Consider the following 21,660-nt stretch of genomic DNA (forward strand, 5'->3'; position numbering starts at 1 on the left):
TCATTCGCTGACGCTTGAGAGCGCTCTCACGCACCGTTCCGCCACTCCCCCGGCGTCCCTCCACCCCCCACACGAGGAGGAAGTCGCGTGCACATCCGACGCAACCTGGTCGCGGCCCTGACGGCCGCACTGCTGATGACGGCCGGCCTCGCCGTCCTCGGCACCACGTCCCCCCGCGCCGAGGCCGCCGTCCCCGCCACCATCGCGCTGACCGTCACCAACAACTCCGGCCGCAGCGAACCCGTGTACCTCTACGACCTGGGCACCGAACTCCCCACGGGCCGACAGGGCTGGGCCGACGCGGCCGGCACCTTCCACCCCTGGCCCGCCGGCGGCAACCCGCCGACCCCGGCGCCCGACGCCTCGATCGCCGGTCCCGCGAACGGCAGGTCCGTCACCATCCGGATCCCCAAGTTCTCCGGCCGCCTCTACTTCAGTTACGGCCGCAAGCTGGACTTCCGGCTGACCACCGGGGGCCTGGTGCAGCCCGCGGTGCAGAACCCCTCCGACCCCAACCGCGACATCCTCTTCAACTGGTCCGAGTACACGCTGGGCGACTCCGGCCTGTGGCTCAACAGCACCCAGGTGGACATGTTCTCCGCCCCGTACGCCGTCGGCGTCAAGCACGCCGACGGCAGCACCGCGACCACCGGGCACCTGGTGACGGGCGGCTGGAGGGGCTTCTTCGCCGCCCTGCGCGGACGGACGGGCGGCTGGGCCGACCTGGTGCAGACCCGCTCCGACGGCACCGTGCTCCGCGCGCTCTCCCCGGGCCACGGGATCGAGACGGGCGCCCTCCCGCGCACCGCCATGGACGACTACGTCAACCGCGTCTGGCAGAAGTACTCCACGGCGACCCTGACGGTCACCCCCTTCGGCGACCGGCCCGGCACCAGGTACTTCGGACGCGTCTCGGGCGGCGTCATGAACTTCACCGACGCCTCGGGGGCCGTCGTCACCTCGTTCCGGAAGCCCGACGCCGACAGCGTCTTCGGCTGCCACAAGCTGCTCGACGCGCCCAACGACGCGGTGCGCGGGCCGATTTCCCGCACGTTGTGCGCCGGCTTCAACCGCTCGACCCTGCTCACCAACCCGGCCCAGCCGGACACGAGCGCGGCCGGCTTCTACCAGGACGCGGTCACCAACCACTACGCCCGCGAGATCCACGCGCGGATGGCCGACGGCAAGGCGTACGCGTTCGCCTTCGACGACGTCGGCCACCACGAGTCGCTGGTCAACGACGCCAACCCGCAGCAGGCGTACGTCACGCTGGACCCGCTCGACTAGCGTCGCGGACCACGTCGCCTCCCTCTCCCGCCGTGCCGGGCGAGGACCGGCGCGCGGGACGGGCCCCAACCGCCGGACCGGGCCGCCCCGTTCTCGTCCGCCGGGACGCAGCCGCCGTGCGCCCGGCGGGCGCACGGCGGAGCGGCTCACGCTCCGCCGGGCTGTCCCTGCGCGAGGCGCGCGACGTGGTCCCACTGCTCCAGCCCGGCGAGCCGGCCGGCGTACTCGGTGCGCAGGGCCTCCAGGCCGCCGGTCCCGAACAGGGCCCGCAGGGGCGGCTCGGGCGCGTCCACGAGCGCGAGGAGGGCCGCGGCCGTGGCCGCGGGATCGCCCGGCGTGAACCCGCTCGCCTCCGCCCCCGCATAGAGCGCCTGCCGGGCGTGGGCGTACGCCGGGACCTGCGGGACCTGCGGGGACGCGGCGGCCAGACCGGTGGGGAACATGAGCGGCTCGATCAAGGTGACGTGGATGCCGTAGGCGGCCACTTCGGCGGCGAGCGACTCGCTCATCGCCTCCAGCGCCCACTTGGTGGCCTGGTAGACGCCGAGCGCCGGATAGGCGACCAGGCCCCCGAACGAGGAGACCTGGAGGATCCGGCCCGCGCGGCGCTCCCGCATCCCGGGCAGCACGGCACGCGTGGCGGCCAGCGCGCCGAAGTAGTTGACGTCCATCTGGGCCCGGGCCTGTTCCTCCTCGATCTCCTCGACGGCGCCGACCAGCATGTGACCCGCGTTGTTCACCAGCACGTCGATTCCGCCGAACGCCGCCTCGGCGCTCCGCACGGCGTCGCGAACGGCCGCCGTGTCGGAGACGTCGAGCCGCAGGGGCAGGAAACGGTCGCCGTACCGCTCGGACAGCGACGTCAGCGCCGCCTTGTCGCGGGCGGTGGCCGCGAGCCGGTCACCGCGGGCGAGGACCGCCTCGGCCCAGTGGGCGCCCAGTCCGCGGGACGCTCCGGTGAGGAACCAGGTCCGGGGAGTCGTTGCCTTGCTCATGGGGATCTTCTCCGTCGTCGTACGACCGGGCGGCTCCCGGTCCGGTGACCAGCGTTCCGCCGACCGGAGAAGGCAGGCAGAGTCGCCTTACCCAGGGATCGGCGGTCTCTGGCTGCCGCTCCGGCCGTGACGCAGACTCGAAGGGTGGACAGCAAGCAGTTGGCCGATTTCCTGCGGGTGCGCAGGGAGGCGCTCACCCCCGGCGACGTCGGCCTCCCCGGCACGGGGCGCCGGCGCACCCCCGGACTGCGCCGTGAGGAGGTCGCGCGCCTGGCCGACATCTCCACGGACTACTACACGCGCCTGGAGCAGGACCGTGCGCCGCAGCCGTCGCCGGGCGTGCTGCGGGCGATCACCAGGGCGCTGCGCCTGACCCTGGACGAGCGCGACCACCTCTTCCGGCTGGCCGGGCACCGGCCGCCGGACCGCAGGCGGTCCGACGAACACGTCGCGCCGAGCCTGCTCGCCGTACTGGACCGCCTGTCCGACGTCCCGGCCCAGGTGATGACCGACCTCGGTGTCACCCTGGTGCAGAACGACCTGGCACGGGCCGTCTTCGGCGACCTCACCCGGCTGCGCGGTGCCACGGGCACGGCGGTGTACCGCTGGTTCACCGACCCCAGCGTCCGGGCCGGGTATCCGGTCCAGGACCACGCGACGGAGTCCCGGGCGCTGGTCGCGGACCTGCGGGCGGCGGTCGTCCGCCGCGACGACGCGCAGGCCAGGGACCTGGTCGAACGGCTGCTGGGGGCGAGCGCGGAGTTCGCGGCCCTGTGGCGGCTGCACGCGGTGGGAGTGATGCGCGGCAGGCGCAAGCGGATCCAGCACCCCGAGGTGGGCCTGCTGGAATTCGACTGCCAGATGCTCGTCGACGACGACCGCACCCAGATCCTCGCCCTGTTCTCGCCGGCCGCGGGCACACCGACGACCGACCGTCTCACCCTCCTCGGCTCCCTGGGACCGCTCGCCGCGCAGCGCGCTTCCGGCTGAGCCGTCCTGTTGCGGGGTCTTCCCGGCGGGCTCAGGGGTAGAGGCCGGCCCGGAAGGTGAACGAGACGAGCTGCGCTCGATCACGTGCGCCGACCTTCGTCATGGCACGCACCGCGTGGGTCTTCACGGTGAACGGCGAGACGGACATCTGGGCCGCGATCTCGTCGTTGCCGAGGCCGCTCGCGATGAGGACGACCACGTCCCGCTCCCTGGGGGTCAGGGCGCCGAAGCGGTGCAGCAGCTCCCGGTCGACGACCGGGGGCGGCCGGTCGGTCATGTGGCCGATGAGCGCGGCCGTCGCCGCGGCCGACAGCGCGCCGCCGCCCGCGACGACCTCGGTGATCCCGGCGACGAGTTCGGCGGGGCTCACGGTCTTGCTCAGGAAACCGTTGGCGCCCGCGCGCAGGGCGGCGAGAACGATGTCGTCCTGGTCGAAGGTGGTCAGCACGATGACCCGCGTCTTCTCGGCTGGATGCTCCGCGCGGATCCGGCGGGTGGCCTCGACACCGTCGATGCCGGGCATCCGGATGTCCATCAGGACCAGGTCGACGGGGTGCTCCCGGAGGAAGGGGACGACCTGGAGCCCGTCGGAGAGATCACCCACGACGACGAGGGCCGGGTCGAGCCGGAGCATCACCCGGATCCCGGCCCTGATGTCGTCCTGGTCGTCGACGATCAGGATCCGCGTCATCGGACGACGGCCCCCAGGGGGCTGAACTCCGCGTGGACGCGGAACCGCCCGTCGTGGCTGTCGATCGTCAGCCGCCCGCTGGACGACTCCACGCGTTCGCGCATCCCGACGAGTCCGAGTCCGCTGCCCGGGCCGGAGCCGCGGGGTGCGGGACCGACGCGGTTCTCCACGGTGACGCGGATCCTGCCGTCGTGCTCGCGCACGTCCACCGTCGCCGTCCCCTCGCCGTGCCGGTAGGCATTGGTCAGTGCTTCCTGGACGACCCGGTAGACCGTCACACCGACGCTGGGCTCCACGAAGCCGGCGGGGATGTCGAGGGAGGGCCGGACGTCGAGGCCGATGCTCTCGAAGGAGGCGATGAGTCCTTCCAGGCCGCTGAGCGCCGGGGTCGGCCGCAGCGCCTCGTCGTCGGAGACCTCGTCCCCGAGGCGGAGGAGCGCGAGGATGCGCTGCGTCTCGACGACCACGGTGCGGGCGCTCGACCTGGCCGACACGAGGGCCTGCCGGGAGGACTCGGCGTCCTCGGGCAACCCGATCTCCGCCGCACCGAGGTGCAGGCTCAGCATCGCGACCTGGTGGCCGATGACGTCGTGGAGGTCCCGGGCGATCCGCAGTCGTTCCTCGGTGACCCGTCGGGTGGCTTCGATCTCGCGGGTGGCGATGGCGCTCTCGGCCCGTTCCTCCAGGATCCACCAGTGGGCCCGGTGAATGCGGAGCGCGGCCCCCGTCGCGCCTCCGGCCACGGCCGAGAACACGGCGGCGGCCCCCACGACCGCGCCGCCCCGGAACCCGCCGACCGTCATGAACGCCCCCAGGAAGAACACCGCGACGATGCCGGTTCCGGCCAGCGGCTGCTTGCCCCTGAGGGTGACCGAGAACAGGACGAGCACGGCCATCATCCACACCGACAGGGGGTCGTGGCCCACCGCTGTGACGGCGAAGGACGCCGCGCTCGTCACGACCAGTCCCGCCCACGGCTTCCACCACGACAACGTGACGCCGGCGCCGGCGAGGAGCACGGCCAGGGCCGTCGGCCAGTCCGAACCCCGCAGGACCACGGCCACGATCTGCCCGGTGAACGCCAGGGCGGCCAGTGCGTAGGCGCCGCGGTGCAGCACCTCGGGGCGGCGGACCCACAGCGGTGCCGCGAGCCCGTCCTGACTGTTCTGCGCCTTGACCATGAGCCGATTGTCGTCCACGTGTGCGGCGGGCGTGTACTTCGAACGATGTAGACCGCGCGGCCGTCCCGGTCGACCGGGACGGCGGGGACGCGTGCCGTCGAAGCGGAGGGCGGAACTACTTCGTTCGAAGTACGCGGCCCTTCCCGAGGCGCCCGAGACTCGTCGTCGAGGCGACCGTCTCACACCGTCACGATCACCACGGGACACCCGATGACTCAGACCACCGTAACCTCGGCCACTTCCTCGACCCCGGCCACGACGACGCCTTCCGGGCTGCGATCGCTCCACCTGATCCGGGTCGTCTTCTCCCTGATCTGGGTGGCGCTCCTCGCCACGACCTCCGCCTCGCTCGTGTCGGCGGACAGTCCCACGGTGATCGCGGCCGTGCTGCTCGTCGTCTACCCGCTGTGGGACGTGATCGCCACGCTGCTCGAACGCCGCCTGGCCGGCGGCGGCGCGGCGGACCGCGTCAGTACCGTCAACATCGGTCTCGGCCTCGCCGCCACCGCCGGGATGGTCAGCGCCGTGTTCTCCACCATCGGGACGGCCCTCGTCGTGTTCGGCGTCTGGGCCCTCCTTGCCGGAGCCGTCCAGCTCGTCGTGGCGATCCGGCGCCGGCGCAGCGTCGGCGCCCAGTGGCCCATGGTGATCAGCGGTGCACAGTCCGTCCTCGCCGGCGCCACGATCGCCGCCACGTCCGCCTCCGCGACGAGCAGCCTGTCCACCGTCGCCGGCTACTCGGCCTTCGGCGCCTTCTGGTTCCTCGTCTCCGCCGTCGCCCTGAGCGTCCGCGGCCGACACGCACAGCGTTGACCAGCGGCTTTCCCGGCCGCCTCGAGGTGAGCCAGGGCTTCGACGGCGGTCGGCGGGCACCGGCGGCGGGCCGGTGGGAACGGTGCGCGGCCGGTGAGTGTGAGCCACGCCGCAGATTCCGTCGGCCCGCAACCCTAGCCTCGGCTGGGCGTCCAACGTGAGGGGACAGCCGTCCCCCGACACCTAGGGCCTCGAGGTCACGCACATGTTCGAACATCACGACACCTTCGGCGCGAGCGCGCCGCTACGGCTGCCCGACTCCGGCTCCGGGGCACCGGGAGGGGAACGGGCGGTTCTGGGATGAGCACCGTCGCCTGGCCGGTTGCCCCGGGTACGGGTGCGTGGCGCCGGCCGCGGGCGTGGCTGCTGAAGCGCCTGTCCCAGGGACATCGGCGGGAGCCCGGCCCCGCTCGCGCCGCCGGCCGGCAGCCGGTCGCGGAGTCCGGTACCGGAGGCGGTCACGCTGCGCGGCCCGGCATCGACGACCTCTATCAGCACCGCCGGCTGCACTTCGTGCGCCTCGCGCTGCTCCTGGTCGACGACCTGTCCACCGCCGAGGACGTGGTGCAGGACGCCTTCGCCGCGCTGTTCCGCCGCCATGGCAGCTCCCTCGCCGGCGTGGACGATCCCGAGGCGTACGTGCGGGCCAGTGTCGTGAACGGCGCCCGTTCGGTCCTGCGCCGCCGGCGCACGGTGCGCGCCCATGTCCCCGAGCAACCGGTCCCGGTGCCGGCCGCCGACGAAGCGGTACTGCTCGAGGAGGAGCACCGCGAGGTGTTCGAGGCCCTGCGGCTCCTCACCCGCCGGCAGCGCGAGGTGCTGGTGCTGCGGTACTGGTCGCATCTGTCCGAGGCGCAGATCGCCGATTCCCTGGGTCTGTCGCGAGGAACGGTGAAGTCCACGGCCAGCCGGGCCCTGACCGCCCTGGGCAGGAACCTGGAGGCACGCCGGTGACCGCGCAGTCCGACCCCCGGGACCTGGAGCGGCTCGAGGACCGTCTGACCAAGGCCCTGGCCGCGCACGCCGACGCGATCACCCGTGCGGATCTCCGTGCGGCGCAGCCGCCGTCGCTCGCCCGTGTGCCGTGGCTGCACCGGTGGCGCCCGGCGCGGGTGGCCGTCGTGGTCGCGTTGACCGCGGTGCTGACCGGGGTGTGCCTGCTGGCGGTCCTGAAGTGGCCGCAGCCCGATGCACCGGTGGTTCCCTCCCGTCCGACGGTCTCGCCGACCGGAGAGCCGACGGCTCCCTCGGATTCCCTTTCGCCGGCGCCCGTCCCGGCCCCCTCCGGCAGCGGGAGCTGAGTCCAGGACGGACAGGTCCCCCCGCGGGGCCCGGTGGCCGTGCCGCCCGGGCCCCGCGACGGGGCGGACACCGTGTGCCCGGGTCAGAGTGCCAGTGCCTCGGTGGGGGGCAGGCGTGAGGCGCGGACCGAGGGGTAGACCCCGGCCAGTACCCCGACGGCCACCGCTCCCACCACCCCCGCGGCGACGATCCGCAGGGGCAGGACGGGAGGCCACCCCTGCTGGACGCTGTAGCCGATGGAGGCCAGCGCGCCCAGGGCGGTGCCGGCGATCCCGCCGAACGCCGACAGCATCACGGCCTCGGCCAGGAACTGTCCGCGGATCTGCCCCCGGTTGGCGCCGAGGGCCCTGCGCAGCCCGATCTCCTTGCGGCGTTCGAGCACGGAGATGAGCATCGTGTTGGCCACCCCGATTCCCCCCACCAGGAGGGCGATCCCCGCGAGGCCCAGGAACAGCGAGGCGAAGGTGTTCTGTGTGGCTCGCTTGGCGGCCAGCACGTCGGAGGGCCGGCTGATCTGGACCATGCCCGGCGCCTGGGGGTTGAGCGTGGCGGGCAGCACCGCCCGGACGTCCTCCAACGCGTCCTCCCTCGCCTCGACGTACACCACGGTCGGACGGTCGTCGAAGCCGAGGTAGGAGTGCGCCGACCGCCAGCCGACCAGGACGGCCTGCTCCAGTTCCGGGGTGAGCGGCATCGGGTCGAGGATGCCGATGACGGCGAACGAACGGCGGTCGACCGAGATCAACGGGGTCGGGCCACCCGGGTCCAGCCTGGTGATCCCGAGCCAGGCCGCGGCCTGGTTGCCCAGCACCACGGTCGGCAGGGACGCGCTCGCCGTGCTGAGGAACCGTCCCGTGCGGACGCTGCCGTGAACGGTCTTCAGGAGTTCGTCCTGGGCGGCCAGTACGGTGATGCCCACGCCGTCGTCGGCCGAGGCCTTGTCGGAGCGCCGCACCTGCGCGTTGAGGTTCGCCACTCCGGCGGCCGAGGTCACGGGGCCGACACGGCGTGCCATGGCCACGGCCTCCACCGGCAGGGCGGCCTCCTCCTTGGGCTGGGGAACGGCCTGTGCCCGCAGCAGGTTGGGCCCCAGGGCGTTGAGTTCGTCGACGAGGTGCCGTTGGCTGGACGCCGGGATCCCCGTCACGACGATCATGGTCGCGATGCCGATCGAGATGCCCAGGGCGGACAGCGCCGCGCGCAGGCGGCGAATGCGGATGCCGAGGAAGCCCAGCCGCAGGAGGTCGCCCGGCGGAAGGCGCACCCCGCGCGTGGCGTCGTCCACGGGTGTCCTGGTCATGAGGCTCCTTCCACGCCGGTGTCGCGCACCAGACGGCCGTCCCGCATCTCCACACGCCGGGGCAGTCCCGCGGCGATGTCCCGGTCGTGCGTGATCACGGCGATGGTGGTGCCCTCGTCGTTGAGCCGGCTCAGCAACCGCAGGATGGCCCGGCCGTTGGCCGTGTCCAGAGCACCGGTGGGCTCGTCGGCCAGCACCAGGGCCGGCGCGTTGACCAACGCCCGGGCGATGGCCACTCGTTGCTTCTCCCCACCGCTGAGCTGGTGCGGGAGGTGGTCCACGCGGTGGGCCAGGCCCACGCGGTCCAGAGCCTCCAGGGCCAGCGGACGGCGCCGTCGGCGCAGCACGCCCGCGTACAGGAGCCCGGTGGCCACGTTCTCGGCCGCCGACAGGCCGTCGGTGAGGTGGAACTGCTGGAAGACGAAACCCAGCCACCGCGCCCGCAGGACCGACAGACGCCGGTCCCGCAGTTCGGACACGTCCCGCCCGGCGATCTCCACCCGCCCGCTGCTCGGCTTGTCGAGGGTGCCCATGATGTTGAGCAGCGTCGACTTCCCGGAGCCGGAGGGCCCGACGATGGCGAGGAACTCCCCGCGCCGGATGGTGAGGGACACGTCGTCCAGGGCCCGCACATCACCGGCGTAGACCTTGCTCGCCCGGACGACCTCCATGACGGGCTCACCCGGCCCCCCGGCCTGCGGCCCGCCGGCATGCGGCGCGTCGGCCCGGGCCCGATGACGTCCCGACGGCGCGGGGGCCGGCGCGCGCAGCCGCACGGTGTCGATGCCGGAGCCGTCCGGGAGGTGGGGTCTCATGAGGCGGTCTCCACGCGCAGGCCCTCGGTCAGGCCGTCACCGGTGACCTCGACCAGGCCGTCGGCGATGAGCCCGGTGCGGACCGCGACGTAGGTTCCGTCGGTCTTCTGCACCGCGTAACCGCCGCCGCTGAGCGCGACCAGGGCACCGACCGGTACGGCCAGGACGTCCTTCCTGGCGGCGGCCGTGAAACGGACCTGCACGCTCGCCGCGTCGTACTTCAAGGGGGCCCCGGGCACGACGCTCACGTTGAGCGTGGGCGGCGTGTTCTGGTTCTCGGCACCGTCCCCGCCGCCCTGGACGCTCTGGCTGATGGAGGCCACGGTCCCCGGGATCTCCCGGTTGTCGGGCAGGGTGATCACGACGTGCGCGCCCGCCGCGATGCCGTCGGTGTCCGTCGCCTGCACGGGCACGCTCACGGACTTGGTGGTCCGGGTGACGGTCAGGACGGGCTCGGCGACCGGGTCCCCGAGCTGGGCCTGCAGCGAGCTGATCCTCACCGGACCGGGGAGCACCATGATCTGCCCGACGTCCAACGTGCCGGTGGGAGTCATTCCCACGTACTCCTGCCACCGCTTCACCGCGGCCGACAGACCCGCGGTGTAGACGTCCCCCGTCTGGTCGGCCCGGCTGCCACCCGTCGCCGTGCCCCGGGCGACGGGGTCGGCGCGGGGGCCGATGTCGTAACCGAGCGCCTCCAGGTTGTCGGCGACCATGGTCACGTCCCTGCCGCGCAGCGTGGACTTGTCCAGCTTCCGGAACAGCGGCGTACTGCCGTAGAAGACGACGACCGGCCGGTCGTCCACCGCGTACAGCTGCCGGCCGCGCTTGACCGTCGTCCCCGTCGCGGGGAGCTGGGTGATCGTTCCCGTACCGACGCCCTTGACCGTGATGTCGGCCCCGTACCCCAGGGTTCCGCGGTAGGTCTGGCTGTCGGCCAGGTCCCGCCGGACCACCGTCGCGACGGCGGAATCCGCCGGCTTCCGGACCGTACCGGGCGCGCGGTGGCGGTCGGAGACGAGCTCGTACCCGCCGAGGACGGCGCCTCCCCCCACGACGACCACGACCAGGACCGTGGCGGCACGCCGCAGCGGGCGCTTCCCGGAGGCCCGGACCCGCCTATTCGTTGCCACCGAAGGCTTCCATCTCGCAGTCGTGCTCGATCTTGGAGGTGTCCTGCCCGGTACCGACGTAGTCGTCGTCGTAGGTCCAGGACAGTCCGTTCGGGCCGTCACTGGTGTCGTCGACCAGGTGGACCTTGATGCCCTTGGAGCGCAGGCACTTCACGTCCTCCTGCCAGTCCTGGCGGTACCGGGGGTTCAGGGCGGGGTCGAGTTCGGGCGGCGCGAGGGGCAACTTGTCGGCGCAGGCCCGCTTCGCGCCCTCCGGCACCGGCTCCGCGATGAACAGCGGCTGCTCCTCGCCGGGAGGAGCGGCGGCGCCGGCCCCTCCGGTCTTGGCACCGTTCGCCAGAAGGCACTTGTCCCAGGCCTTGATCAGACGGGCGCGGCGTTCCGGCGAGTCGTCCAGCCGCAGCTGGGGGCGGTTCCCGGAGTCCGCCGGCGCCCCCGACGCGACCGGTGACCCGTCCGGCGCGGAGGCCGAGCCGGACGGGGGCAGCGAAGCCACCTGGGGCTCCGCGTCGTGGGCGGCCGGGTCGCTCGCGGAGCCGCCGCACCCGGAGAGGACGGCCAGCACTGCCGAGGCCACGGCGCCTACCGCCAGGTGGCGGACGCCGGACCGTGCCGTGAGGGGGCTGAGTCGCTTGAATGGCATGGGAATCCCTGGTGTCAGGACACGTCGATCGGTGGGCCCGTTCTTCGCCGGGGCCCTCGATCCCACAGACGCGCGGGTCCGGCCGGGGTTGCTTCCGGGGGTGGTGTGTCCCACGTCACGCCCGCGTCGGCACCGGCCGCGTCCGGCTGTGCGCCGTCCTGATCACCGTCGTACGGGCCGGCCGGACAGGCGCCCGTACGACCGGGCCGTCGCCGGCGAGACGTCGCGGCCATCATCCGGTCCGGGCGGCTGACTCAAGGCGGCGGGACCCGTCCGCGAGCCACCGTGCCGCCCCGCTGCTCACGCGGGACGCGCTCCCGCAAGGTCAGGCCGACCTGGCGTATCCAAGCCTCCGGGAGGGAAACGTCGCCGGCGGCACACAGGACCGAGGGCCTCGACGTCCGCTCTCCCCCGCGGACTTCGAGGCCCTCACCCGGTCCCGGTCCGTCATGCCTGGGTGAGCACGATCTTCTTCCCGGCGGCCCGTCCGTTGACCACCCGGACGAACGCGGCCGGTCCCTCGCTCAGCGGCACGGTTTCCGGTGCGAGTTGCAAGGTTCCCGCGGCGACGTGCTCCGCCAGCCGGGCAAGCTGCGCGCCGTTCGGCTCGATGTAGAGGTCCCAGCTCGTGATGCCCCGTTCCTCCGGCGGCGCGTCCGAGGTCAGGGAGCACAGCCGGCCCCCGTCCCGCACCAAGGGCAGGGCCGCCACCGCCGTGCCGGCGGCGATGATCAGGGCGGCGTCGAACCCGCCGCGCACCTTGGCCGGCCAGTCCGGGTCGTGGTAGTCGACGACCTCCACCGCCCCCAGACCGAGCAGGCGCTTCTCGGCGGCGGGGGACGCGGTCGCGGTCACCTCGATGCCCTCGGCCGCGGCGAGCTGGACGGCCAGGGCTCCGGTGGCCCCGGCTCCGTTGGTGATCAGGAGCCGCTGCCCACGGCTGAGGTCCAGCTTCTCCAGGGCCTGCAGCGCGGTGAGTCCGTTCACCGGCAGCGCCGCGGCCTGCACGGCGTCCAGCCCGGGCGGGCAGGCCGCCGTGTGATCCGCGTCGATCAGGACGCGTTCGGCCCAGAAGCCGCTGCCCCCGGGCAGCGGGGCCTCGTGCGCGAGCACCCGGTCGCCGACGCCGAACCCGGTGACACCCGCGCCGACGGCCAGCACCTTCCCGGCGCCCTCCACTCCCAGCGCCGCCGGCGGCCGCAGCCCCACGTCCCAACTGGCGTCGATCGGCAGTTCGTCCCACGGACCGACCCCGGCCGCCTCGACCGCCACCAGGATCTGACCGGGCCCGGGAGACGGCGGTTCGGGCAACTCCAGCAGGGTGACTTCCTTCTCCGCCCCGAGCACTCCGCACGCCTTCACAGCAACTCTCCGTCCTCTCACCGGGTCCGGCCGACAGGGAGGTACCGGCCGGAAACCGACAGCAGGCACCAGTGTCGACCTCGGGACGCCCAGCGAGGGTCGTTTGCGGTCGCAGCAGCTTTCGTGTCGAGCCCAGGCAGCCGGTGTTCCCGGCGTGTGGTCCAGTTGACGAGCGACCGGCTGGGCCATTCGTGGAACGGGGCACCCGGACGGCACCACGACACGGCCACCGGACCCCGCGCACGGTCCCACGACTACGGCCGCAGGCTCCCGGCCACCGGAACACCGTGGCCGATCAGGCGCCGCAGTGAGCTGCGAGCACGGTCGCCGGTCACCCGCTGCCGGCCACCCGGCCGGCGGACCCCCGCCCGGCACACCCGCCGAGCGACCGCGACGCGGCACCCAGGTCGCGGTGCGTGGGCAAGGAATCGCACGCCCCCGCGCCGGTCCGTGTCATTCCCCGGACGTGCTCCGGGCCCGCCGCTCCAGGCGGCGCGCACTGCGGTGCGTCCTCACCGAACCGCCCACCCACACAGCGGCCGTGAGGAACACCGCTCCCGACGGCACCGCAAGGCCCCACGAGGCGTTCGCGATGCCGAAGCCGAGCGACGCGTGGCGGATGGCGGACGAGCAAGGCGCGAGGGTGGCCCTCACCAAAGAGTTGCCGTGCCCTGGTGTCGGAGGCCGGCGGCGTGATGAGCCCCGTGACGCACAGCGCGGAGATGCACCCGGACCGGATCCCGGTTCGTCGCCGGCCTGCGGCGCGACGCCCGCGACGTGACCCGTCCCCTCGCGCTCCTCGGGCTCACATGACCAGGAACCGGCATCCCGTCGAATCCCTGCCCACAGACCTACTCGCCCGGCAGGACTCGAACGAAGCCCTCGGTCCACTCGTCCTCATCGAGCTTGTAGGGGTCGAAGTAGAAGCACTCCGGTTCATCACGGAAGCCCGGTAGCAGTCGAGCCTGCCGCACACGCTCCTCCACCCGTTCGAGGGTTGAGTAGACGCCGAGCAGTTTCACGTCGTCACCATCCGACTCATCACAGAACACGCCACCTTCATCGACGTGCACGGTCGAGCCGTCGTCGCCGGCTTCGTTCTGGTGGCCGACGTGCCACAGCGGATACACGATCACGGGCGCGAAGCTATCAGCACTCGGGTTCATGGGGCCTGCGCCGTTCGGCCCGTTTCATCGCCCAGAACCCCGGGGTCACGAACCGGGCATCACGCGACTTCGCCGAGACCCTGGCTCCCTGAACGAGGCCGTCCTGGGACGACCTCCGCAACGGCGGCAGAGCCTGAGGGGAGCGGCGCCCTGGCCGGGGGCGGTCGGTCGGTCTCAGTTCTTCTCGACCTTGATCGAGGAGACCCTGTCGTTGAACTCACCGTCGAAGCGGGCGAGGTCGGCCGTCAGGACCAGCGAACGCCCCTTCAGGCCGGGATCGGTGCAGAGGGTGACCTTCCATCCGGCCGGGACCCGCACCGAGCTGATGATGTCGTCACCGACCTGCTCATCGGTGAGCACGGTGTACGTGCCCGCCTCGAGCTCCGCGGCCCGCCCTCCGAAGTCCTGGTGCTCGAAAACCCTGGGCACGGCTGAATCGGAGAGGCTTTTCCCGTCGATGAAGGAGCTCAACGAAAGGGTGACCCCCTCGCGGATGCGCTGTTCAAAGCCGAACCCGAGCTGCGATTGGTCGTTTGCCTTCGCCATGCGGCAGCGCTCCTCACCTCTCGGCACTGTTGCCAGGACAACCGGCCCATGCCGCGTTTCGGCGTCACGGGCTGGGCACCCGTTCGAGCGTATGAGCGGGTCACGTCGGGTGGCGCGCAGGCTTGGCCCGAAAGGGCCACACGGATGACTCGTGCCGTGGACAGGGCCGGTTTCCCGTGCGCAGCAATGCACCCCATGCGGAAAGCCTCACGATGGGGCAAGGTGGAACCGAGGGCCGAATCGCCGGGACAGCGCCTCTTCGGAGCACAGGCTCCGGGGCGCACCGAGTGGATTGCTGCTGCTCGGTGCCGGAAATCCGCACCGACCCACGGCACAGGCCCCTCGCCACCGGATCGGAAGCGCTCCGGATGGGCATCCGCCCGACCGGATGCCCATCGCACCGGTGGCCCGTCATCGCGTGAGGAGCGGCAGGTGGAAATAGACAGGGCCGACACGGCGGTCGTGTTCATTGACCCACAGAACGACGTTCTGAGCAAGGACGGAGCGAACTGGGACGCGGTGGGGGCGAGCGTCACGGAGAACATGACCGTCGAGAACATGGAGAGGATCTTCGAGGCGGCGAAGAAGGGCGGGTACGAGGTCTTCATCTCGCCCCACTACTTCTACCCGACCGACAACGGGTGGCGAATGAACGGGCCGCTCGAGACAAGCGAGTTGGAGACACACACGTTCGCGCGGACGGGCCAGCTCGATCTGACCGGGTTCCGCAACTCCGGGGCGGACTGGCTGGAGCGGTTCAAGCCCTACATCGAGGACGGCAAAACGGTCGTCGCCAGCCCGCACAAGGTATTCGGACCGGAAAGCAATGACCTGGCACTGCAACTGCGCAAACGCGGAATGCAGAGGATCATCCTCGGCGGGATGCTGGCGAACATGTGCGTCGAGTCCCACATGCGTCACCTCATCGAGGAGGGATTCGAGGTCGCCGTGGTCAGGGACGCGACGGCCGGGCCCCGGCATCCGGTCTGGGGCGACGGCTACCAGGCGGCGATCATCAACTACGGCTTCTTCGCCCATGCGTTGCTGTCGACGGACGAAGTGATCGACAGGATGCACTGAGCCTTTCCACGGCAGCGCCCGCGATAATGGCGTGGTCCGGATCAAGAAGACCAGCGGGGGGCGCATATGGCCGGGTTTCGGGTGAGTCTGGGGATGCCGCTCTCGAAGTGGAGGAAACCGGCGATCGCGGCCGAGGTCTACGCGAAGTGCGTCACCCCCCGCGGCGAGGCGACCCTGGTCCGGGAACGCGGGCCGCGGACCCGTCCGGAGGACCACGCCGACGCGGTGGAGAGCTGGACGGTGTCCCTGCGGCAGGGGGAGGCCACGCTCACGGTGCACCGGCTCGTGGCGGACCCCGTGTTGCTCCGGTGGCGGGTCCGGAAGGGCTTCGAGGGTGAGGTGGACGGGGAACCGCTCCGTTTCACCGGTACGTCCGCGTTCCGGCGTTCCCGCCGATCGGTCACGTACGAAGGACCCGCGATCGACGTCCGGATCGTGCCGCGCGCTTTCAGCCTCCGGCTCGTCGAGAAGGGGGAGGAGGCCGGCTTCCGCTCAGGGAACACCGTGTGGGAGCTGTCGGAACCCACGGATCACGCCGTGCTGGCCGCCTGCCTCTTCGAGTGGGCCGGGCTGGATCACCTGCTCGGGACGCCCGTGCTCCGGGACCTGTGACAGGCCGACGCATCCTTCGCCGCTGCTCTGCGCGGGCCTGGCCCCTGGCCGCCCGGGGACGGATTGTCAGTGGGGCGGCCTAGGGTGGGGACGACCAGGAACCGCGACGAGAGACTGGAAGTCCCATGACGACCCTTTCCGACCGTCCGAACACCGCGCTGCTCGTCATCGACGTGCAGAACGGGGTGGTGACCGGCTCCCACAACCGGGACGACGTCATCGCGAACATCAACACCCTGATCGGCAAGGCGCGGGCCGAGGACGTGCCGGTGATCTGGGTGCAGCACTCGGACGAGGACCTCGAGAAGGGCAGCGAGGGCTGGCAGTACGTGCCGGAGCTCGTGCGTGAGGAGTCGGAGCCGCTGATCCACAAGCTCTACGGCGACTCCTTCGAGGACACCGAGCTGGAGGCGGTGCTCGCCGACCGCGGCGTGGGCCGGCTGGTCGTCACGGGCGCCCAGACCGACGCGTGCATCCGCTCGACCCTGCACGGGGGGCTCGTCCGCGGCTACGACGTCACCCTCGTCGGCGACGCGCACACCACGGAGGACCTCAGCCCGTACGGGGCGCCCGGGCCGGAGCAGGTGATCGCGCACACCAACCTGTACTGGAGGCACCAGAACGCCCCCGGGCGCCGTGGCGGCACCCTCGACACCGCCGAGGTCTCCTTCGCGGCGGCCGACGCGGGCTGAGCCCGCCGGGCCCTACGGGTCGCCTCGGAGTGGGCCGTGCGTGCGGCCCACGCCGAGGGGACCGGGCGGACGGCGTCCGGTCAGAGGGCGCCGCGGCCCGCGTGGACCGCCGCGGCGTGGATCGGTCCCGCCGTGCCGCTGAGCGGGGACCCGGAGCCGCCGCGCCGCCCCGCGATGATCTCGGCGGCGATGGACACCGCCGTCTCCTGGGGGGTCAGGGCACCGATGTCGAGCCCGATCGGCGAACTCAGGCGCGTGAGTTCGGACTCGGTCAGGCCCGCGCGCCGGAGCCGTTCGAGGCGGTCCTCATGGGTGCGCCGGGAGCCCATCGCCCCGACGAACCCCAGGAACGGCAGCCGGAGCGCCACCTCCAGCAGCGGTACGTCGAACTTCGGGTCGTGGGTGAGGACGGCCACCATCGTGCGGGCGTCGACGCGGCCGGCCTCCGACTCCGCCGCGAGGTAGCGGTGCGGCCAGGCGACGACGACCTCGTGGGCGTCGGGGAAGCGGGCCGCGGTGGTGAACACCGGGCGTGCGTCGCAGACCGTGACCCGGTGGCCGAGGAGTGCGCCCTGCCGGGCGAGGGCGGCGGCGAAGTCGGTGGCGCCGAAGACCAGCAGACGGGGCGGCGGCGCGTAGGAACGGACGAAGACCCGCCGATCGCCGTGGCGGCGCAGCCCGCTCGTGCCGCGGGCCAGCATGGCGCGGGCGTCGTCGGTGACGGCGTCGTCCAGTGCAGCGGAGCCGAGCCCGCCCGAGCGTCCCTGGGGGCGTACCACCAGGCGTGTGCCGGTGCCGGGGCCGGAGACGGTGGTGGCCACGGCGACGGCCCGGCCCTCCGCCATGTCGTCGAGGACGGCGGGCAGTTCGGGGAAGCCGGCCGGGGAGACCGGCTCGACGAAGACGTCGATGGTGCCGCCGCAGGTGAGACCGACGGCGAAGGCGTCGTCGTCGCTGATCCCGTACTGGTGCAGTTGCGGCGTCATCGTACGAACGACCTCGCGCGCCACCTCGTACACGGCGGCTTCGACGCAGCCGCCGGACACGCTCCCGGCGACCTCGCCCCCGGCGGACACCGCCATCGCCGCGCCCGGGGGGCGGGGCGCGCTGCGGTAGGCGGCGACGACGGTGGCGAGTCCGACGGTGCGTCCCTCCTCGTACCAGGAGCGGAGGGGGCCGGCCAGCTCACGCATCGCGGGCCTCAGACGAGCCAGACGACGAGCAGGACCACCACGACCACCGCGACGACGGCCGGGATCGCCCGCTTGAGCACGGCGCCCCTGGCGACGCCCATGAGGTCGATCGGCTCCGGCTCCGGCGTGGTCCGCACCGGGGCGGGGGGCGGTTCGGGGGCTGGTTCGGGGGACGGCTCCGGGGCCGGCGGCGCGCCGTCCGCGACGAGCCGGGGCTCGCCCTGCGCCTCGCCTTGCGCGTCGCCTTCCGCGCTGGCGGCCGAGGACGGCGCCGTAGCCGCGGCCGCGGCCCCGCCCCCGCCGACCGTCGCCGGCTCCGGGGTGCGCTCCTGCGCCAGTTGCCGCTCCAAGGCCTCCACGAACTGCCCGAGCAGCTTCCGGCTGACCTCCTCGATCATGCCCTTGCCGAACTGCGCGACCTTGCCGGTGATCGTCAGCTTCGTCCCGACCGTCACCCGCGTCGATTCGCCGTCGGGCACCAGCCGCGCGGTGATGCGCGCGTCCGCGTTCCCCTGGCCCCGGGCGTCGCGCCCGCGCGCTCGCAGCACCGCCGTCCGGCTGCCGGGGTCCTGCTCCTCGAAGGCGGCGGTGCCCTTGTACTGGACGGTCACCGGGCCGACCTTCACCTTCACCAGCCCGGTGTACGTGTCGCCGTCCCGCCCGGTGAGCTGGGCGCCCGGCATGCAGGGCGCGATGCGCTCGACGTCGGTGAGCAGCGCCCAGGCCTGGTCCGGCGGCAGGCTCACTCGGAACTCGTTGGTGAAGTCCATCGAGGGCAGACCTCTCTTCCGGTGGGGGCGTCGCCGGCGGTCCCGGACGGTGCCCACACCTTGGGCCCGCCGCCGCGGGCCGTCAACGCGCAGTTCAGCGTTCGCTTAAGACACCGGCTCCCTGGGCCGGACCGCCTCCGCGGTGTCCCGGACCGAAGGAACGGGTTGTGCCGCAAGGAAATTGACGAGTCGTCACGCTGTTGGGGGCCTGTTCACACGCCGTACAGCGTGCCGTGGCGTCCCATGAGCCTCCGTTGCCGATCATTCCTTCCTTCCGGGACGGCACTCGGGCAGGGGGACGGGAGTGTTCGACACGATCGCCGACTTCTTCGGCGGGCTGAGCGACGGGCAGATGTGGGCGGGCGCCGTGGTCTGCGCCGTCAGCGCCAGCGTCGTGGCCTTCTGGCTGGACCGCTACCAGGGCTGGCGGCGCATCAGCTGGAGCGAGGTCTACAACGGGCCCATCAACAAGCACATCAACAACCAGCCGCCGCCCGGGATGTGGGAGATCCACTGGCAGGGCCAGCAGATCAGCGAGGGCAGCCTGGTCATCCTGGAGGTCCGCAACTCGGGGGTGCAGACGCTCGAACCGGAGCACTTCCCGGGGCCGCTGACCTTCACCTTCGCGGGCCGGAAGGTCGTGCACTTCAAGGTCCGGGACGCCAACGAGACGCTGGAGACGGCCCTGCGGCCGCGGGTGCCCGCGCAGGCCGCCCCGGTGCCGGCCGACACCTCCCCGGCCGCCGCCCACCCCGCCGGGGCCGACTCCGGCCCCGCCGTCCGGCAGTCCGCCACCGAGGACGCCCTGCCGCGTACGGACACGATCACCCTGCCGCTGTTCACCCTCAACCGGCGTGACCGCTTCCGCCTGCTGGTGCTCCTGGAGGACAGCCGGAACGGCTCCTCGGCCAAGCCGCCCAAGATCACCGCGGGCGGGAAGGTACGCGGCGGGCGCATCAAGCGGACGGCGGGCCGGGCCAGGCGCCGGTGGGCGGCCGGCATCGTGGTGATGCTGGTGGCGGCCTTGAGCCTGGGCGCGGGCACCTACGCGAACAACCGGAGCCTCGCGCTGAACGCCACCTGCTCCGGCAGTGAGCTCACCGTGGCCGGGTCGACCGCCTTCTCCCCCCTCGCCCACCAGGTCAAGGAGTCGTACGAGGAACGCTGTACGGGGGCCAGGGTGTCGCTCGAGGCGACCGGCAGCCGCCAGGGGCTGGCGAAGCTGCGGGCCACCCCGGCCGACGAGACCATCGCGATGGTGGACACCGTGCCCGGGCAGCCGCCGGAGAAGGGGCTCGACGGCCACCACGTCGGGGTGCTCGTCTTCGCCGTCGTGGCCAACGAGGATCTTTCCGACGACCCTGAGCTGTGGGACCGCGGGCTGACCCAGGAGGAGCTGCGGCAGGTGTTCGCCGGAGGCACGGTGGACGACGCCGACGAGCGGTTCGAGCAGGCGCCCGTGGTGGTCGTCCGCGCGGAGGGCTCCGGGACCCGGGACGTCTTCGAGGAGCGGGTGCTCGGCACGCGCCCCACCACGCCCGCCTCCCCCTGCCCGGTCCCCGAGCGGAGCGGCGACGGTTCCGACGGGGCAGACAGGACCGACGCGGCCGACGGCAAGGGCTCCGCGAACGCCCCGAGGATCTGTTCCGTGGGGTCCACGATGGAACTGCTGGACTACGTCAACCGCACCGAGAACGCCGTGGGTTACGCCGAGGCCGACGCCCTGCCCTTCTTCCCGCACGTCCGGACCGTCCCGGTCAACGGCACGGCGCCCACGAGGGAGAGCGTGCTCGCCGGCGACTACCCCTTCTGGGCCTCCGAGGTCCTCTACACCCGCGAGGACGCGACCGGGATCACCCGCGCCTTCCTCGACTTCCTGCGCAGCCGGGGCGTCTCCAAGCTCCTCGAGGGCCGGGGCTTCCTGCCGTGCCGGGAGCTGGAGGACTCCCGGGTGGAGGCGATGAAGTGCGGTGACGGCTGACGCGCGCCGACGCGCGGAGGCGGCGGCGGGTCAGCTCCAGAGGGTGACGTGGACGGGCGGCCGGAACTCCGTCAGCGGGACGCCGTTGGAGCGGGCCAGCAGGGCCTGGGTGGCGGCGGGGGTCGTGACGAACCGGCACAGCGCGGCGGCGACGGCGGAGCGGCGGTCCGGGGCGAGTGTGCTCGCGTAGAGCATGCCGTTGACGGGCAGGCCGAGGACGTCGAGGACGACGAGGTGGGAGCGGCGCAGCTCCTCGCGCACGACGTGCAGCAGGGCCAGCGTCACGCCGTCGCCCGCGGCGACGGCGTTGAGCGAGGCGGTCACGCTCGGGAAGGCGGTGGCCTTGGCGGGGTCGACGCCGATGCGGGAGAGGAGGGCGCCGGCGAGCGTGTCGGGGTCCATGCCGGCGGGGCCGAGGAGCCAGGGCTCGCGGCTGAGCCGGCCGGGCGCGATGCGGGACTGCTGCCGCAGGGGGTGACCGGGCGCCGCGACGACGACCAACTGGAAGCGGAGGAAGGGCACGGACTCGATCGCCGGGTGCGCTGCGGGCGCGGGCCCGATCGTGACGTCGGCCCTGCGGTCCCTGAGGAGTTCGCCGAAGACCCCGACGGGCACCGCGAGGGTGTCGGCGTCCAGGTCGGGCTGGCGCCGCCCGAAGGCCGCGAGCAGGGCGGGGAGCACCTGCTCGGCGCCGGTCTCGGTGGAGGCGACACGCAGTTGGGCGGTGCCGGCGCTGGCCTGCCGCACCCGGTGGCGGGTCTCCTCGGCCAGGCCGACGATCTCGGCGGCCCCCGCGGCGAGGCGCTGGCCGCCGGGGGTCAGGCTGATGCCGCCGCCGGAGCGGATGAACAGGACGTCGCCCAGTTCGCGGCGGAGTGCCGCGACGGCCCCGGAGACGGCGGGCTCGGTGACGCCCAGCGACTCGGCGGCGGCCTTGACCGATCCCAGCCGGGCCACGGCGACGAAGGCCCGCAACTGCGTGAGCGTCATGGGGACATTACATCTGTTCGAGCGTCAACTGTCGCAGTCCGTATTAACCATTCTCTTCAGTTGCCGTTGACCGGTCCCGTCCGCGGCGCGAGTGTTCCCCCCACATGCACCCCGCAAC

General features: G+C 72.7%; 22 protein-coding genes. 9 read left to right on the top strand and 13 right to left on the bottom strand.

Translation table 11 applies throughout. The annotated features are described in order from the left end of the window. Positions 1 to 135 precede the first annotated feature (135 nt). Positions 136 to 1,287, top strand: coding sequence for a glycoside hydrolase family 64 protein (locus ACZ7MY_RS17960; protein WP_499603286.1), 1,152 nt, complete (start codon positions 136 to 138; stop codon positions 1,285 to 1,287). 146 nt (positions 1,288 to 1,433) lie between these two features. Here the strand turns inward: ACZ7MY_RS17960 and ACZ7MY_RS17965 are convergent, their stop codons facing one another. Continuing rightward, a complete protein-coding gene (locus tag ACZ7MY_RS17965; RefSeq protein ID WP_499602866.1) occupies positions 1,434 to 2,282 on the bottom strand; it encodes an SDR family NAD(P)-dependent oxidoreductase in 849 nt (282 codons plus the stop codon). 144 nt (positions 2,283 to 2,426) lie between these two features. On the opposite strand from ACZ7MY_RS17965, the gene ACZ7MY_RS17970 reads away from it, so the two are divergent. Then, entirely contained in the window at positions 2,427 to 3,272 is an 846-nt protein-coding gene (locus tag ACZ7MY_RS17970) for a helix-turn-helix domain-containing protein (protein WP_499602867.1), read from the top strand. A 31-nt stretch (positions 3,273 to 3,303) separates the two neighbouring features. On the opposite strand, the gene ACZ7MY_RS17975 is transcribed toward ACZ7MY_RS17970, so the two are convergent. Both ACZ7MY_RS17975 and ACZ7MY_RS17980 read right to left on the bottom strand, forming a co-directional pair. Continuing rightward, positions 3,304 to 3,963, bottom strand: coding sequence for a response regulator transcription factor (locus ACZ7MY_RS17975; RefSeq protein WP_499602868.1), 660 nt, complete (start codon positions 3,961 to 3,963; stop codon positions 3,304 to 3,306). After that, positions 3,960 to 5,144 (bottom strand): sensor histidine kinase, encoded by a 1,185-nt coding sequence (locus ACZ7MY_RS17980; RefSeq protein WP_499602870.1) that lies wholly within the window; start codon positions 5,142 to 5,144, stop codon positions 3,960 to 3,962. The genes ACZ7MY_RS17975 and ACZ7MY_RS17980 overlap by 4 nt, the downstream gene beginning before the upstream one ends. 210 nt (positions 5,145 to 5,354) lie before the next feature. Here ACZ7MY_RS17980 and ACZ7MY_RS17985 point away from each other — a divergent pair, with 210 nt between their 5' ends. From ACZ7MY_RS17985 to ACZ7MY_RS17995, 3 genes are all read left to right on the top strand, one after another. After that, the gene (locus ACZ7MY_RS17985; protein ID WP_499602872.1) at positions 5,355 to 5,957 is read left to right on the top strand and encodes a DUF308 domain-containing protein; all 603 of its coding nucleotides are present in this window, start codon (positions 5,355 to 5,357) and stop codon (positions 5,955 to 5,957) included. A 300-nt stretch (positions 5,958 to 6,257) separates the two neighbouring features. Next, entirely contained in the window at positions 6,258 to 6,911 is a 654-nt protein-coding gene (locus tag ACZ7MY_RS17990) for a SigE family RNA polymerase sigma factor (protein WP_499602874.1), read from the top strand. Next, a complete protein-coding gene (locus ACZ7MY_RS17995; protein ID WP_499602876.1) occupies positions 6,908 to 7,258 on the top strand; it encodes a hypothetical protein in 351 nt (116 codons plus the stop codon). The genes ACZ7MY_RS17990 and ACZ7MY_RS17995 overlap by 4 nt, the downstream gene beginning before the upstream one ends. 83 nt (positions 7,259 to 7,341) lie before the next feature. On the opposite strand, the gene ACZ7MY_RS18000 is transcribed toward ACZ7MY_RS17995, so the two are convergent. From ACZ7MY_RS18000 to ACZ7MY_RS18030, 7 genes are all read right to left on the bottom strand, one after another. After that, the gene (locus ACZ7MY_RS18000) at positions 7,342 to 8,559 is read right to left on the bottom strand and encodes an ABC transporter permease (protein WP_499602878.1); all 1,218 of its coding nucleotides are present in this window, start codon (positions 8,557 to 8,559) and stop codon (positions 7,342 to 7,344) included. Then, positions 8,556 to 9,230: an ABC transporter ATP-binding protein gene (locus tag ACZ7MY_RS18005; protein WP_499603287.1), complete on the bottom strand. Its 675-nt coding sequence runs from the start codon at positions 9,228 to 9,230 to the stop codon at positions 8,556 to 8,558. The genes ACZ7MY_RS18000 and ACZ7MY_RS18005 overlap by 4 nt, the downstream gene beginning before the upstream one ends. A 140-nt stretch (positions 9,231 to 9,370) precedes the next feature. Further along, positions 9,371 to 10,507, bottom strand: coding sequence for an efflux RND transporter periplasmic adaptor subunit (locus tag ACZ7MY_RS18010; RefSeq protein WP_499602879.1), 1,137 nt, complete (start codon positions 10,505 to 10,507; stop codon positions 9,371 to 9,373). Beyond that, positions 10,494 to 11,150 (bottom strand): hypothetical protein, encoded by a 657-nt coding sequence (locus tag ACZ7MY_RS18015; RefSeq protein WP_499602881.1) that lies wholly within the window; start codon positions 11,148 to 11,150, stop codon positions 10,494 to 10,496. The genes ACZ7MY_RS18010 and ACZ7MY_RS18015 overlap by 14 nt, the downstream gene beginning before the upstream one ends. Positions 11,151 to 11,597: 447 nt before the next feature. Next, the gene (locus tag ACZ7MY_RS18020; protein ID WP_499602883.1) at positions 11,598 to 12,512 is read right to left on the bottom strand and encodes an NADP-dependent oxidoreductase; all 915 of its coding nucleotides are present in this window, start codon (positions 12,510 to 12,512) and stop codon (positions 11,598 to 11,600) included. 851 nt (positions 12,513 to 13,363) lie between these two features. Then, complete coding sequence (locus tag ACZ7MY_RS18025; protein WP_499602884.1) at positions 13,364 to 13,648, bottom strand: DUF7336 domain-containing protein; 285 nt, start codon at positions 13,646 to 13,648, stop codon at positions 13,364 to 13,366. A gap of 204 nt (positions 13,649 to 13,852) precedes the next feature. Beyond that, a complete protein-coding gene (locus ACZ7MY_RS18030) occupies positions 13,853 to 14,224 on the bottom strand; it encodes a beta/gamma crystallin family protein (protein WP_499602885.1) in 372 nt (123 codons plus the stop codon). 432 nt (positions 14,225 to 14,656) lie between these two features. On the opposite strand from ACZ7MY_RS18030, the gene ACZ7MY_RS18035 reads away from it, so the two are divergent. From ACZ7MY_RS18035 to ACZ7MY_RS18045, 3 genes are all read left to right on the top strand, one after another. Beyond that, positions 14,657 to 15,304, top strand: coding sequence for a cysteine hydrolase family protein (locus ACZ7MY_RS18035; RefSeq protein ID WP_499602887.1), 648 nt, complete (start codon positions 14,657 to 14,659; stop codon positions 15,302 to 15,304). Between the two features lie 93 nt (positions 15,305 to 15,397). Next, a complete protein-coding gene (locus ACZ7MY_RS18040; protein WP_499602888.1) occupies positions 15,398 to 15,916 on the top strand; it encodes a hypothetical protein in 519 nt (172 codons plus the stop codon). Positions 15,917 to 16,041: 125 nt separating this feature from the next. Then, on the top strand, positions 16,042 to 16,608 hold the full coding sequence (locus tag ACZ7MY_RS18045) for a cysteine hydrolase family protein (protein ID WP_499602889.1): 567 nt from the start codon (positions 16,042 to 16,044) through the stop codon (positions 16,606 to 16,608). An 80-nt stretch (positions 16,609 to 16,688) separates the two neighbouring features. On the opposite strand, the gene ACZ7MY_RS18050 is transcribed toward ACZ7MY_RS18045, so the two are convergent. Both ACZ7MY_RS18050 and ACZ7MY_RS18055 read right to left on the bottom strand, forming a co-directional pair. Beyond that, positions 16,689 to 17,801 carry an XdhC family protein gene (locus ACZ7MY_RS18050; RefSeq protein WP_499602891.1) on the bottom strand — a complete coding sequence of 371 codons (1,113 nt, stop codon included), beginning with the start codon at positions 17,799 to 17,801 and terminating at the stop codon, positions 16,689 to 16,691. 8 nt (positions 17,802 to 17,809) lie between these two features. After that, positions 17,810 to 18,571 carry an SRPBCC family protein gene (locus tag ACZ7MY_RS18055; protein ID WP_499602893.1) on the bottom strand — a complete coding sequence of 254 codons (762 nt, stop codon included), beginning with the start codon at positions 18,569 to 18,571 and terminating at the stop codon, positions 17,810 to 17,812. A gap of 304 nt (positions 18,572 to 18,875) precedes the next feature. Here ACZ7MY_RS18055 and ACZ7MY_RS18060 point away from each other — a divergent pair, with 304 nt between their 5' ends. Beyond that, the gene (locus ACZ7MY_RS18060; protein WP_499602894.1) at positions 18,876 to 20,552 is read left to right on the top strand and encodes a substrate-binding domain-containing protein; all 1,677 of its coding nucleotides are present in this window, start codon (positions 18,876 to 18,878) and stop codon (positions 20,550 to 20,552) included. 30 nt (positions 20,553 to 20,582) lie between these two features. Here ACZ7MY_RS18060 and ACZ7MY_RS18065 read toward each other — a convergent pair whose 3' ends face one another. Next, the gene (locus ACZ7MY_RS18065) at positions 20,583 to 21,542 is read right to left on the bottom strand and encodes a LysR family transcriptional regulator (RefSeq protein ID WP_499602895.1); all 960 of its coding nucleotides are present in this window, start codon (positions 21,540 to 21,542) and stop codon (positions 20,583 to 20,585) included. Between the last annotated feature and the right edge of the window lie 118 nt (positions 21,543 to 21,660).

It is taken from the genome of Streptomyces sp. NPDC111520 (assembly GCF_055635295.1).